Below are 14,783 nucleotides of genomic sequence, written 5' to 3'. Positions count from 1 at the left end.
TTATCGTTGTACTGTCTCCATAATGAAAGCTTCGATAACGTCGCCTTCTTTGAGATCATTATATTTATCAAGTGTGATACCGCACTCGTAACCTTGTGCTACTTCTTTGGCATCATCTTTATAACGTTTCAGGGAATCCAGCTTACCTTCGTAAAGGACAATGCCATCACGAATCAGGCGTGCTTCCGCAGAACGCGTAATTTTACCCGAGGTAACCATACAACCAGCGATGGTACCCACTTTACTGATGGAGAACGTGCTCCGAACTTCAGCATGACCGATAACTTTTTCTTTGTAGATCGGATCAAGCATACCTTTCATCGCTTGTTCAATTTCTTCGATAACACTGTAGATCACGCGATGCAGACGAATGTCTACTTGCTCTTGATCTGCAGTTGATTTCGCCTGGTTATCAGGACGAACGTTGAAACCGATCACGATAGCATTAGATGCTGCAGCTAAAATGATGTCGGATTCTGTGATTGCACCAGCGCCGCTATGAATGATTTTCACGCGTACACCTTCAACTTCGATCTTCGCAAGGGAACCTTTCAATGCTTCAACCGAACCTTGTACATCACCTTTGATGATTACGTTCAGATCTTTGATCTCGCCATCTTTGATGTGCTGGAACAGATCGTCCAACGTCACACGAGTATGCGTACCCAGATCGGATTCACGTTGCGTGATCGAACGTTTGTCAGCGATGGAACGCGCTTTGCGCTCATCTTCAAACACCATGAATGGATCTCCCGCACCTGGAACTTCAGTCAGACCTGTGATTTCTACAGGTGTTGAAGGTCCAGCTTCTTTCAATTTGCGACCTTTGTCATTGACCATCGCACGAACACGACCGAAGCAGTTACCTGCTACGAAAGCATCGCCGACTTTCAATGTACCGTGCTGTACGAGGATACGTGCAACTGGGCCACGTCCTTTATCCAGCTCGGCTTCAATCACTGTACCACGGGCACGTTTGTCCGGGTTCGCTTTGTATTCGTTCACTTCTGCAACGAGCAGAATCATTTCAAGCAGACCTTCCAGACCCATTCTTTGTTTCGCTGACACGTTAACAAAGATGGTATCTCCGCCCCACTCTTCAGGAACGAGTTCATAGCTGGTTAGTTCTTGTTTCACTTTGTCTGGATCAGCGCCCGGCTTGTCAATTTTGTTGACAGCCACGATGATTGGTAGCCCGGCAGCTTTGGCATGGTTAATCGCCTCAATGGTCTGTGGCATAACACCGTCATCCGCAGCTACGACAATAATCGTCATATCCGTAACTTGTGCGCCACGTGCACGCATCGCTGTAAACGCTTCGTGACCCGGAGTATCCAGGAACGTGATCTTTTTGTTGTTAATTTCAACTTGATATGCACCGATATGTTGCGTGATTCCGCCGGCTTCGCCATCGGATACATTCGTGGAACGAATCGCATCCAGCAAAGTAGTTTTACCATGGTCAACGTGACCCATGATCGTAACTACTGGTGGACGAGCCTGCAAGTCAGCAGCATCATCATTCTCTTCCAGTGTTTCGAAACGGTCATCTTCAAGCACAATCTTCACTTCAACCTCAACACCGAATTCACCTGAAAGCAGAAGGATCGTTTCGATATCAAGCTCTTGGTTGATTGTTGCCATAACACCCATAGCGATGAGCTTTTTGATAACTTCAGAAGCATCCTTATGGAGCAACTTCGCTGTTTCACCAACGGTCATATCACCACGAACGATGATTTTCTTAGGTGTGTTATCAATTTTCTCACGTTGTTGGTACTGTTGTTGATTTCTGTTGCGGTTGTTCTTGCCACCACGGTTACCACGGAAGTTGCCGCCACGGTTGTCATCATAACGACGTCCACCGCCACCGCTGTTCGAACGGTTACCACTATTGTTGTTGCTGCCAGTAGTACCACCTGGGCCGCTTCTACGTTGGCCTTGTCCTTGGCTCTGACCTTGACCACCGCTACGGTTGCCAGCAGTACCTGTATTACCACCGCTGTTAGGGCCTGAAGTTCTTACTTGACCGCCACCGCTGTTATTCGGACGTTGTCCCGTACCTTGCGGACGGGATGCAGTACTGCTTTGTCCACTTTGAGCTGGTTTTGGACGGTTACTTGATTGTCCCCCTTGGCTTGAGCCTTGGGAAGAGTTCGTTCTGTTGCGACTGTCTTGGCCGCTGGGTCTTTGAGTGCCATTGTTATTGTTGGAATTTGGTCTATTGTTCATACCTACCTGCTTTTCCTGTTGTATTTTTGTTTGTACGGGACTACCGGAGGGGTTGTTGCTAATCGGCGTGTTCACTCCGCCGGCCGGTTTGTTGCTGTCCACTGGTTTGTCACTGCGCACCGCCGAAGTAGCAACAGGTTTTACATCGTTGCCTTGTTTGGAAGCCGCAGTGGATTTTATATCTTTAAAAAATTGTTCCACCTTACCGACTGAACCATTCTCCATGACACTCATATGATTGTTTACGGGAATTTCCAGTTTTTTAAGAATGGTTATAATTTCTTTACTACTCATATTAAGGGATTTCGCATATTCATAAACCCGCAATTTATCCTTGTTTTCCTGTTTACTCAATATACTCCACCTCCGACATTATACCGACTTGCTTGGAGATCATTTTTGCAAACCCTCGATCCGTTACTGCAAGAACAACACGCGTGTCTTTACCGATACTTGAACCCAGACTATCCCGGTCAAATCCGATCAACAGAGGAACCTTATAAGTTCCGCATTTATCGCGAAATTTCTTTTGTGTATTGGCTGAGGCGTCACCCGCAACAATAACCATTTTAGCTTCGGAAGAACGGATCGCTTTAAGTACAATTTCTTCACCTGTTACAAGTTTACCTGCACGCATAGAGAGTCCCAAATAAGACAGCGTTTTAATATTAGTCATGTTCACGCTCCTGTGCTGCTATGAATTCATCCTCAACCGCGATGAAGTCAGCTGCTAATTGCTCGTAAATTTCAGGTGAGACTTTGCCTTTTAACGCCCGATCCAAAGCCCGGTTTTTGAGTGCGAGCTTAAAACAGGACTCTTTGCCGCATAAATAGGCACCACGTCCGGATTTTTTGCCAGTCAAATCGATCAGCACTTCATCCTCTGGCGTTTTAACAATGCGAATCAGCTGCTTTTTGGGCATCATTTCTTGGCATGCCACACATTTGCGCAGCGGCACTTTTTTTGGTTTCATACGTCAGCGCCCCCCGTACTTTACTTTAGTCGACGGAGACGGAATCCTGATGCATTTCAGAAGAAGAATCTTTTTCTCTGCCGAATTCCTGTTCCGCCTGGCTCTCGCTCTTAATGTCGATTTTCCAGCCGGTTAATTTGGCTGCCAATCTGGCATTTTGGCCTTTGATACCAATTGCGAGCGACAGTTGATAGTCCGGAACGATAACCCGAGCCATCTTTTCTTCCTCAAATACATGAACTTCCAATACTTTGGAAGGACTCAGTGCATTAGCAACATATTCGTCTACCTGATCGGAGAAACGAACGATGTCGATTTTTTCACCGCGCAGCTCACCCACAATGGTCTGCACGCGCATTCCCCTAGGACCTACACAAGATCCAACTGGATCAACTTCCTCGTTGCGGGAGTGAACGGCAATTTTGGAGCGGAACCCTGCTTCGCGAGCGACGGAGCGAATTTCAACTACACCGTCAAAGATCTCAGGCACTTCCAGTTCAAAGAGACGTTTCAAGAGGCCCGGATGGGTACGGGACAAAATGATTTGCGGCCCTTTCGTCGTATTCTCGACCTTGGTGATATACGCCTTAATACGGTCACCATGAACAAACTTCTCGTTCGGCATCAATTCGGTAAGCGGTAAAGCCGCTTCGATTTTGCCCAGATCGATGTAGATATTGCGCAAATCCTGACGCTGCACCACTCCCGTAACGATATCTTCTTCCTTATCTACGAAAGCGTTGTAGATCAGGCCGCGTTCGGCTTCACGAATCCGCTGGGTCACTACCTGTTTGGCAGTTTGTGCCGCGATACGTCCGAAATCACGCGGCGTAACTTCAATCTCCGCAATATCTTCCAGCTGGAAGTGTGGGTTGATTTCTCGTGCAGCAGGCAATGAAATTTCGGTACGTGAATCCAGGACTTCTTCCACGATCAATTTACGGGCATACACCCGAATAACTCCCGTATTACGGTTCATGTCAACACGCACATTCTGGGCCGTGTTGAAATTCCGCTTGTAGCTGGAAATTAGTGCAGCCTCGATCGCTTCAAACAGCACATCCTTGCTGATCCCTTTTTCCCGTTCCAATTCATTCATTGCTTCAATAAAATCCGTACTCATGAATGTTGATCCCCCTTTCAAACATGGCATCTCATACGTAAAACGGCGAAAGGCTCTGGACTAATGAGCACCTTGCCGTTATCGTGAGATGTGTCTTTTTCATTAATAAAGTGAACAAGGCACTTAAAACAAAATAGCTAGGCGCGCACTGGCAACCTTATCATAAGAAATGGCATGCTGTTTTTTGCCTGCTTCGATCACGAGTTCCTCGTCATCAAAGGAAAGCAGCTTGCCTTCAAATTCCTTCAATCCGTTCACCGGCTCGTAGGTTGTAACAAAAACATTTTTGCCTACAGCTTTGGTAACGTCCTCAGGTTTTTTCAGTGGACGCTCCGCACCGGGAGAAGACACTTCAAGGAAATAGATGGTTGGAATCGGATCGTTCTCATCCAGCTTGGCGCTCAGCTTTTCGCTGATCAAGACACAATCGTCGATGTCGATGCCACCCTCTTTGTCGACATACACCCGTAAAAACCAGTTGCTGCCTTCTTTGACGTATTCGATGTCAACCAGCTCGAAGCCTTGTTCGTTCAAGTAGGGTTGGATCATTTCTTCCACGGTAGATTTAATGTTCGTTGTGCTCAAAACCAATAACCTCCAACTTAGGTTACACCAGCAAAAAAAGCACTGGCAGATTATTCAATACCCAAGATTCTTGTATACCAAAGACTAAAGAGTGGGTTTCCCCACTCTTTAGAAATTCGTACTATCTCGTTCACTTCAAAAATTATAACATAGTCTGGTAATAGTGACAAGTAAGCGATGCTTCAGGCAGTTTACTTACTAATGAAGGAAAAATTACGTTCCCCAACAATCGCTATGGTTAGATCAAAATTCAATCCTAGAAAAGGGAAAGCTGATTGCTCTCTGGCAAGCCACGGAAACATCCCATATTCGACAGGAGTTCAACAATGGTCTTACTTGCTTTCGACTTCTGCTGGAAGTCTTCCACCGACAGGAATTCACCATGATCTCTTGCCGCAGCGATATTGCGAGCAGCATTATCCCCGATTCCTGCCAAAGCTGAAAATGGAGGGATTAGTGTTTTTCCGTCAACGATGAACTTTGTCGCTTCCGAACGGTATAAGTCAATGGATTTCAGCGAGAATCCGCGTGCTGCCATTTCCAGACCCATTTCCAGAACAGGTAACATGTTTTTCTCTTTTGGAGGTGCCTGGAAACCTAATTGCTCAATTTCCGTAATTTTGCGATAGATCGCGTCATATCCCTGACACATCAGTTCGATATCAATCTCATCCGCCCGAACGGTAAAGTAAGTTGCGTAATATTCAATCGGATGATACAGCTTGAAGAACGCCGTACGTACTGCCGAAATAACATAAGCGGCCGCGTGAGCCTTCGGGAACATGTACTGGATTTTGAGACACGAATCAATGTACCATTGAGGCACTTTACAATTCTTCATCTCGTCAATCCATTCCTGTGGTAGGCCCCGTCCCTTACGAACACTCTCGGTAATCTTAAATGCCAGACTTGCGTCCATTCCCGTTTTATAGATCAGGAATAACATGATATCATCCCGACAACCAATTACCGTCTTAATGTTACACGTTCCGTTCTTAATCAGATCCTGAGCGTTTCCAAGCCATACCCCTGTACCATGGGACAATCCGGAAATCTGCAGTAAATCGGCAAAAGACGTCGGCTGGGATTCAACAAGCATCTGACGTACAAACTTCGTTCCCATCTCTGGCACGCCAAACGTCGCGACTGGCGACCTAATCTGTTCCGGTGTAACACCCAGAGCGTCGGTTGAGTTAAACATGCTCATGACTTTGGGATCATTCATCGGAATGGTCGTTGGATCGACCCCTGTCAAATCCTGTAACATCCGCATCATAGTTGGATCATCGTGCCCCAGAATATCAAGTTTCAGCAAGTTTTCTTCAAAAGCATGATAATCAAAGTGTGTGGTTTTCCACTCCGCATTAACGTCGTCAGCCGGAAACTGAACAGGTGTAACGTCTTCGACTTCGATATAATCAGGTACCACGACAATACCGCCGGGGTGCTGTCCAGTACTCCGTTTCACCCCAGTACAGCCAGAGGCCAAACGATTCAATTCAGCTCCACGCCATTTCTTCTGATGATGTTCCTCGTACTTCTTGGCAAAACCAAATGCTGTTTTCTCAGCCACCGTACCGATGGTCCCCGCACGGAAAACACTCTTCTCACTAAATAGTACTTTCGTATAGTTATGAGCATGTGGCTGATAATCACCAGAGAAGTTCAAGTCAATATCGGGAACTTTATCTCCCTTAAATCCAAGGAAGGTCTCAAACGGAATATCCTGGCCTTCTCCTTTAAGTGTGCCACCACAATCCGGACACTCTTTCTCTGGAAGGTCAAATCCACTCCGAACACTGCCGTCCAGGAACCACTCGCTGTGTTTACATTCTGAATTCACACAAATATAATGAGCAGGTAGTGGATTAACCTCGGATATACCCAAAAATGTAGCAACAACAGAGGAGCCTACCGATCCCCGCGAACCTACGAGATAACCATCCTGATTCGATTTTTTAACCAAGCGTTCCGAGATCAGATAGTTGGCAGAAAAACCATATTTAATAATTGGAATGAGCTCTTTCTCTAGTCGTGCCACGATTACTTCTGGTAATTCCTCGCCATAGATAGACTTGGCAGTGTCATAGCAGGTATTACGGATTTCTTCGTCCGCACCTTCCAGAATTGGAGTAAACAGTTTGTCCGGGAATAACTTAATTTCCTCAAATCGGTCAGATAACTCCACCGTATTTGTAACAACGACTTCGTAAGCTTTATCTTGGCCCAGGAACTGGAACTCTTCCAGCATTTCCTCTGTCGTTCTGAAATGTGCATCCGGTTTACGCTGATCTTTGAGTGGACTAAAACCTGTAATTCCGTGAATGGTGATATCCCGATATAACTTGTCACGCGGTTCCAAATAGTGCACGTTACCTGTGGCTATAACTGGTTTATTAAATTTTGCGCCTATATCAATGACTTTACGGATCGCTGTTTTGATTTCTTCGGGTGTAGCCACCAACCCTTTATCCACCAAATGCATATACATGGTAAGTGGTTGAATCTCCAGTATGTCATAAAACTCAGCGATCTCTTCCGCTTCTTCGAGCGATTTGTTAAGCACCGCTTCGAAAAACTCCCCTTTTTCACAGCCCGATATAATAACAAGGCCTTCACGCAAATTAATCAGTTTCGATTTGGGAATGCACGGTACCCGCTTGAAATGTTCCGTATGAGAGAGAGATACCAGCTTGTATAGATTTTTCTTACCGACATCATTCAATGCATAGATTCCACAATGGAAAGGTCTTGTATTCGACAAGTCGACACCTACATAATCGTTCAAGCGATCAAGCCTCGTTAAACCTTTCATCTGAGCAGCATCATTTAATAATCCGATCAGTATACCCGCGAGTGCAATCGTATCATCAATGGCACGGTGATGACTTTCAAGTCCAACCTTATATTTATCTGCCATCGTATTCAGACGGTGGTTCTTATTTTTTGGAAATAACAATCGCGCCAGTTCCAACGTGTCAAGGACAGGGTTAGGAAGCTCTGGCATTCCAATTTGCTTCAGGGAAGCCTGGATAAAGCCCATATCAAAACGTGCATTATGCGCAACAAGCACACCATCACCAGCAAACTGCACAAACTCACGAATGACAGGCTCCAGCTCAGGTGCGTCTTTTACCATGTCATCATTAATATTGGTCAACTGCTGAATGTTGTAGGGAATGCGTTCATGCGGATTCACAAATGTTGCAAACCGGTCGATTTCTTTACCATCTTGCATCTTCACTGCTGCAATCTCAATGATTTTGTTCTGTGTTACCGACAAACCTGTGGTCTCGATATCAAATACGATGTATGTTGCTGTTTGGAGATCCAATGGCTGAGGAGCCATTACAACGGCAACAGAGTCATTCACGACATTGGCCTCGAGGCCGTAGATCATTTTAATCCCGTTTTTCTTAGCAGCCTTGGAAGCCTCGGGATATACCTGCACCCCACCATGATCAGTGACTGCAATCGCCTTATGTCCCCACTCTGCTGCCATTTTCACGTATTTGTCGATTGAAGTTACAGCATCCATCGTACTCATCGTAGAGTGCAAATGGAACTCCACCCGCTTCTCTGGTGCATTATCTTTACGAGACGGGGGTGCTTTAACTTCAATCAGGTCCGATGGAATCATGGCCAGTTCAGGAATTTGCATAAACCGGTCATACTCTACACGACCACGCACTTTCACCCATTTACCGTTAGCCAGCAAACTAAGAATTTTAACATCCTCTTTTGTTTTGGCAAACATCTTCATCTGCATGGAGTCCGTGAAGTCGGTCAGGTAGAAGGTAAACAACGTATTTCCGTTTCGCAGTTCTTTACGATCCAGACCAAACACCGAACCTTGAAGCGTGACCTTTTTCTCTTCATCCTGGATTTCCTGCATAGGTACTGCAGGTTCCTTGATGTCATAACCCATTTGCAAACGCAGATCACCCTGCTCCTCATCCACCGGGATTTCTGTGTCCACTTCACTCATCATCTTCTCGATGACCTCAAGTTCTTCTACACGTTTTTGGGCCTGGAACTGTTCCATGGCCTCTTTATTACTTCCCACTTCACCCACTTGCATCTTGATGCGAAGAGGTAGATGAAAGTATTTTTCATAGAATTTCGTAATAGCCTGATCAATCTGTTTCTTACGAGCCAATTCCATCGACGTTGCATCACTCATTGTCAGTTGTAGGAGATCCTCTTCACATTCAAAGGTTGTCCGGTTCATCCAACCATTTACAGATGGAATCTCACGGGTAACCCACTCCAAAAACAGATTCCAATATTCACTGACGATATCACCATTTTGTACTTGATCCGTGTATTTGAAGCCAAATGAAATTTTGGCGATATGATTCATTTTCTCTTGAATATGCAGGCAAAATGCGCGATAGATTGGAGCGGGTACCAACGTATCCTTTGCAATCAGAATATTCCATTCCCGATTACTTCGATTGGTCTCTACTTGTTCAATCCATCCATCCAAAAAATAGGGCTCTAACAGACCAGCCGGAAGCTCTGCCTGTTTCATCAACAACTCAAACCGTTTTCTTTTCTCCTCGAATCCGCTCATCGTGTTCCTCCTTGTACCCCCTTAAAGCATGAAAAGCCCCTGCATTCAAAAATGTCACCGATCCGAACTCGCACCGACTCATTTTATCCGACAGAAGCTCTCCATTCATTACTCTTACAGTCCGTACGTGCCATTATATACATTGAACAAAAAGATATTTACACTTACCACTCCGATAACAGAACAACCTTCCGATCGCTGTTACCCCCAGATTTTTTGATTCCCATTTACAAAGGGGAAAAACCGGGGATAAAGGCGCAGTGTATGCTTCCGATGTAGCTTTCTTTCAGAAAGCTTTTAGCTCCGCTTCTTCAGGTTATTTCTGTTCTCTACGTTCTCATGTAAATGTTTAGTTCAATGTATATAGTCAGGTTATCCTGACTTAATACGCTCTTGCAAACACAACCGTGTGTTCTGCCTGTTCACCACAAGCCAGGCACGTATGCTTTTCTTCAGCAGGCTGGAACGGAATGTTCCGGCTTGTTGCACCTGTGACTTCTCTTACTTTATCTTCGCAAGTTTCCGAACCGCACCATCCGGCCAGTGTAAACCCGCGTTTATTTTCCATCAGTTCTTTCATCTCATCGAGTGTATCCACGGAGTAGAAGTTATCCGACATAAATGTGCGAGCACGCTCTAACATATCTACCTGGATCTGTGTCAGCATAGCCTGGATCTCTTCTACCAGGTTTGCTTGTTCTACCACTTTCTTCTCACCTGTGATCCGTGATACGAGTACACAAACGCCATTTTCCATATCACGTGGACCAATCTCTAGACGAATCGGAACACCGCGCATCTCGTATTCATTGAATTTCCAACCTGGGCGAACATCGCTGCGATCATCCATTTTCACACGGACTCCAGCTTTTTTCAACTCAGTGAACAACTCATCTGCACGCCCAACCACAGCATCACGTGTTTTCGGAGGTCCAATTGGAATCATGACTACTTGCGTTGGTGCGACTTTAGGAGGAAGTACGAGACCACGGTCATCTCCGTGAACCATAATTAATGCACCGATCAAACGTGTGCTTACTCCCCATGAAGTGGTGTAAGCCAACTCCAGTACATTATTGCGGCTAAGATACTGGATTTCAAATGCTTTTGCAAAGTTCGTCCCCATATAGTGAGATGTACCTGCTTGTACAGCACGTCCATCCTTCATCATGGCTTCGATCGAATACGTATCTACCGCACCCGCAAACTTCTCGGACTTGGTTTTCTGACCCACAATTACAGGAATAGCCAAGTATTCCTCAACCACTTCACGATAAATCTCAAGCATTTTCATCGTTTCTTCACGTGCTTCTTCTTCCGTCTCATGCGCTGTATGACCTTCCTGCCACAGGAACTCACTTGTGCGAAGGAACGGCAACGTTCTTTTTTCCCAACGAACTACGTTAGCCCACTGGTTGATCAGTACCGGAAGATCCCGATAAGACTGAATCCACTTGGAATACATGTGACCAATAATCGTTTCGGATGTAGGACGGATTGCCAGACGTTCTTCCAGCTTCTCTCCGCCAGCTTCCGTAACCCATGGTAATTCAGGGTTAAAACCTTCCACGTGCTCTTTTTCCTTTTGAAAGAAGCTCTCAGGAATGAACATCGGGAAGTATGCGTTGCGATGACCCGTTTCCCGGAAACGACGATCCAACTCATCCTTAATATGTTCCCAGATTTCAAATCCGTCTGGTTTGAACACAATACAACCGCGTACGGGTGCATAGTCCATGAGATCAGCTTTTTTGATAACATCAATGTACCAGCGTGAGAAATCCTCACCCTGTGGTGTGATTTCAGTCACGAACTGTTTATCATTTTCCTTTGACATAAGACTCCAGCGTCCTCCCATAACGACTATCTCTGAATGTCCAGAGCGTAGTCCAACCGTAATTATCCGTTAATTAAACGTAATATATCATTGTAAGTTACTGCCAGCATCAACACAAACAACATCGCAAATCCGACGAAATGCACCATGCCTTCGCGATTGGGATCAACAGGTCTGCCGCGCAGCGCTTCAATTCCCAAAAATACCAGACGGCTGCCGTCCAGTGCAGGTATTGGTAGCAGGTTGAAAATCCCAAGGTACAGACTCAAAATCGCTGCCCATCTCGTTAACTGTTCAATCCCTTGTTTAGCAATTTGTCCTGTCACTTCAAATGTACGAACTGGACCACCAATATCATCCATGTTGAATTGATTGATCAGATGTTTAAAACCTTCAAATATTATTTTGGTTGTGTCAACCATGGCGACGCCTGAGACTTTAAATGTCTCTACAAATCCAACAGATCGGGTTGGTAACGTAGGTACAATTCCCACTTTACCGCCCTCTTGTCCTTCTACAGCACGTGGAGTAATCGTTATATTAAACGTATCCGAACCCCGGCGCAGCGTCCATTCCATCGGTTTGTCTTTGGAATCGGCAATCATCGACACCATTTTTTGTGAATCCGTACCAATTGCAGTACTATTGATGGTTTCGATAATATCGCCCTTTTGCAGGTTCGCCTCATCGGCTGCCCCACCTTCAAGCACTTCACCAATTACAAGATTTTTTGGATTTTCCACTGGAACTCCTGCCATCTGCGCATATACAGCAAACAGCACAAAGGCCAAGATAAAGTTCATCAGTGGGCCCGCAAAAATAGCCAATGCACGCTGTCCAACAGTTTTGCTGCCGAATTGACGATCTTTCGGTGCAATCTGCGTTTGTTTACCACGACTTACCAACATTGCTTGAGGATGAATACGATACTCCTGAATCTCTCCATCTACATCGAGTTGAAGCTTCAGCGCTCTCTCCATATCAATGGAGATGACTTCACCACGTATTACATTTTTACGGTTATCCAGCTGGTCCAGATAGATCATCTTCACCTGGTCATCCGCTGATCTTACCGCAATGGTCTGTCCTTCCTGGATCTCTACCAGTTCCGGATCTTCCCCTGCCATCCGTGCATATCCACCAAAAGGCAACAAACGCAATGTAAACTGGGTCTCGTTTCTTTTATATGAGAACAATTTGGGACCAAAACCGATCGCAAACTCCCGTACAAGAATACCGGCGCGTTTGGCAAAATAATAATGCCCCCATTCATGAACCGTCACGATGACAAAGAACATGAGCACCGTTAGAAATACCACTTGTATGGTTTCCAATCCCTATCCATCCTCCTTCACGGCACATACCGCAGTCTGTCCCTCTAGATTATCATTATTCTCTGATGCCGCACAAGAGAATCACTTCTTCCAATTTGTAATGAAAAAAGAGATTACAGACTGGCCGCAAGCTTACGGCTCTCCTGATCACAACGTGCGATCTCCTGCAGATCAGGCTCGTCCACATTGTGGTGTGCTTCCAGCACAGAAGCAATAATATCTTCTATTTTAAGGAATGAAATCTCTTTACGCAAGAAACGGGCTACAGCAACCTCGTTGGCTGCATTAAACGCCGTTGTTGCGGTTCCTCCCATTTTACCACACTCATACGCCATTCTTAAACACGGGAACCGTTCCATATCCATATCACGGAAATGTAATTTCCCAGCTTGAGCAAGAGACAGACGCTGTGCCGGTGATGGCAAGCGGTCAGGGTAAGTCAGTGCATATTGAATTGGAACTCGCATATCCGGATTCCCCAGTTGTGCGATGATGCTTGTGTCATCAAATTCCACATATGAATGAATAACACTCTCTGGGTGAAGCAATACATTAATCTGATCATATCGAAGACCAAATAACCAATGTGCTTCAATGACCTCAAGACCCTTGTTAACCATCGTTGCCGAGTCTATCGTGATTTTGGAGCCCATTGACCAATTCGGATGTTTAAGCGCATCCTCTATAGTCACGTTCTTCAACTGTTCACGGGTAAGATCACGGAATGATCCACCTGAAGCGGTGAGCGTGATGCCTGTCAGGCGTTCTCTGTTTTCACCATTTAAACATTGGAATATCGCAGAGTGCTCACTATCAACGGGCAGTAAAGAGACTCCTTTGGCAACCGCTCTTGTCGTAACGATATGCCCCGCTGTAACCAATGTCTCCTTATTGGCCAGTCCGATCTGTTTGCCTGCATCTATGGCAGCAAGCGTTGACTCCAATCCAACACTGCCCACCACCGCTGTAACAACCGTATGCGCATCGGTTCCTGCCGCAACTTCTACGAGTCCTTCGTTGCCATAAAATAGTTGCGTTCCTGCTGGCAAATGTGGAGCTATCTTCTCCGCCAGTTCTTTGGACCCCACTGATACTTTCTTCGGCCGGTAACGTTTGGTTTGTTCGATCAGCAGGTCTGTATTGCCTCCGGCAGCCAGTCCCTCCACTTGAAAGAGTTCTGGATGCATGTCAACTACATCCAGTGTCTGGGTTCCAATGGAACCGGTTGACCCAAGAATCGCAATTTTTTTCATGCTGCACCTCATCTTTAATTATCCAATGCCTACGGCGAACAATGCTGTTATCTCAGACTCATGTTCTTCTTTAGTAGGGCAGTAGCATTAGTATATGTACGAATGGAAAAACAACAATCCAGCTGTCGCACCGATCAAGAATGCCTCCATGCCCTGGGAGAAGACTGCCTGAATCCTTGATATTATATACACGTTTGTATGCAGACTGGATCAAGTCACCCATCTGACCTACAACTGCACAGGCAATTCCGATCACAATCGCTCTCTGCCAGGAAAGCAAACCATCTGATACTAATGCAAAAATAACAGAAGTAACAATTGCAATTACGATGCCACCCAGTGCACCCTCTATAGTCTTGTTTGGACTGATGGAAGGCCACAGTTTGTTTTTACCAATGAGTTTCCCTACAAAATAAGCTCCTGCATCACTGGCCCATATGGAGCCCAGCAACAGGAACGTCCAGAACAACCCATGATGCAGATGTCTGGATTCTGCAATGTAATAGAAACCGATCCCTATATACAACACGCCGAGGAAAAGCATGGCCACTGTATTCACGGGAACCTTATTTTTGGTGACAACCGAAGCTGTCATCAGTACAAGCATTACTATCCAGATGACCTGAAATAAGGATAGCGGTCTTGCCTCCCAAAGCATTTCCCAAGGAAACACAATGGCAAAAACACCAGCATATCCAATCAGGGCTACACCTGAAAAAGGCATCACCCCGGTCATTTTAACAAATTCATAATAACCGATGAGAGCCATAAGCAATACCAAACCATGGTACCAGGGTCCGCCCAGCATGCAAAAACCTAAAAACAACACACCTGCTATGATTCCTGTCGTTAGTCGCTGTTTCAACGGC

10 protein-coding genes are annotated in these 14,783 nt (G+C 45.6%); all 10 read right to left on the bottom strand.

Features of this window, described 5'->3' with window-relative positions; genetic code table 11:
- Positions 1-2,586 (bottom strand): translation initiation factor IF-2, encoded by a 2,586-nt coding sequence (gene infB, locus AC1DE7_RS05100; RefSeq protein WP_282321905.1) that lies wholly within the window; start codon positions 2,584-2,586, stop codon positions 1-3.
- A complete protein-coding gene (locus AC1DE7_RS05095; RefSeq protein WP_017689142.1) occupies positions 2,579-2,908 on the bottom strand; it encodes a L7Ae/L30e/S12e/Gadd45 family ribosomal protein in 330 nt (109 codons plus the stop codon). Before AC1DE7_RS05095 ends, infB begins: the two co-directional genes overlap by 8 nt.
- Entirely contained in the window at positions 2,901-3,206 is a 306-nt protein-coding gene (gene rnpM / locus AC1DE7_RS05090; protein WP_036609307.1) for an RNase P modulator RnpM, read from the bottom strand. Before rnpM ends, AC1DE7_RS05095 begins: the two co-directional genes overlap by 8 nt.
- Positions 3,207-3,231: 25 nt before the next feature.
- On the bottom strand, positions 3,232-4,329 hold the full coding sequence (gene nusA / locus AC1DE7_RS05085; protein WP_036609309.1) for a transcription termination factor NusA: 1,098 nt from the start codon (positions 4,327-4,329) through the stop codon (positions 3,232-3,234).
- Positions 4,330-4,452: 123 nt separating this feature from the next.
- Positions 4,453-4,914: a ribosome maturation factor RimP gene (gene rimP, locus AC1DE7_RS05080; RefSeq protein ID WP_047842499.1), complete on the bottom strand. Its 462-nt coding sequence runs from the start codon at positions 4,912-4,914 to the stop codon at positions 4,453-4,455.
- 256 nt (positions 4,915-5,170) lie between these two features.
- Entirely contained in the window at positions 5,171-9,490 is a 4,320-nt protein-coding gene (locus tag AC1DE7_RS05075) for a PolC-type DNA polymerase III (protein ID WP_477533842.1), read from the bottom strand.
- Positions 9,491-9,872: 382 nt separating this feature from the next.
- Complete coding sequence (gene proS / locus AC1DE7_RS05070) at positions 9,873-11,327, bottom strand: proline--tRNA ligase (RefSeq protein ID WP_074094579.1); 1,455 nt, start codon at positions 11,325-11,327, stop codon at positions 9,873-9,875.
- Between the two features lie 62 nt (positions 11,328-11,389).
- Positions 11,390-12,661 (bottom strand): RIP metalloprotease RseP, encoded by a 1,272-nt coding sequence (rseP, locus tag AC1DE7_RS05065; RefSeq protein ID WP_477533841.1) that lies wholly within the window; start codon positions 12,659-12,661, stop codon positions 11,390-11,392.
- Between the two features lie 113 nt (positions 12,662-12,774).
- Complete coding sequence (locus tag AC1DE7_RS05060) at positions 12,775-13,914, bottom strand: 1-deoxy-D-xylulose-5-phosphate reductoisomerase (RefSeq protein ID WP_477533840.1); 1,140 nt, start codon at positions 13,912-13,914, stop codon at positions 12,775-12,777.
- A 70-nt stretch (positions 13,915-13,984) separates the two neighbouring features.
- Positions 13,985-14,779 carry a phosphatidate cytidylyltransferase gene (locus AC1DE7_RS05055; RefSeq protein WP_100529403.1) on the bottom strand — a complete coding sequence of 265 codons (795 nt, stop codon included), beginning with the start codon at positions 14,777-14,779 and terminating at the stop codon, positions 13,985-13,987.
- Positions 14,780-14,783: the final 4 nt, after the last annotated feature.

The sequence above is a fragment of the Paenibacillus sp. 10L310 genome, assembly GCF_056395745.1.
The sequence above is the reverse complement of the archived record's forward strand: the minus strand, read 5'-3'. Positions and strand labels throughout refer to the sequence as shown.

What these genes read in the sequence shown, in the direction of transcription:
- proS (WP_074094579.1), bottom strand. Translation starts at nt 11,327, where the DNA reads ATGTCAAAGGAAAATGATAAACAGTTCGTGACTGAAATCACACCACAG.
- nusA (WP_036609309.1), bottom strand. Translation starts at nt 4,329, where the DNA reads ATGAGTACGGATTTTATTGAAGCAATGAATGAATTGGAACGGGAAAAA.
- rnpM (WP_036609307.1), bottom strand. Translation starts at nt 3,206, where the DNA reads ATGAAACCAAAAAAAGTGCCGCTGCGCAAATGTGTGGCATGCCAAGAA.
- AC1DE7_RS05060 (WP_477533840.1), bottom strand. Translation starts at nt 13,914, where the DNA reads ATGAAAAAAATTGCGATTCTTGGGTCAACCGGTTCCATTGGAACCCAG.
- AC1DE7_RS05095 (WP_017689142.1), bottom strand. Translation starts at nt 2,908, where the DNA reads ATGACTAATATTAAAACGCTGTCTTATTTGGGACTCTCTATGCGTGCA.
- AC1DE7_RS05075 (WP_477533842.1), bottom strand. Translation starts at nt 9,490, where the DNA reads ATGAGCGGATTCGAGGAGAAAAGAAAACGGTTTGAGTTGTTGATGAAA.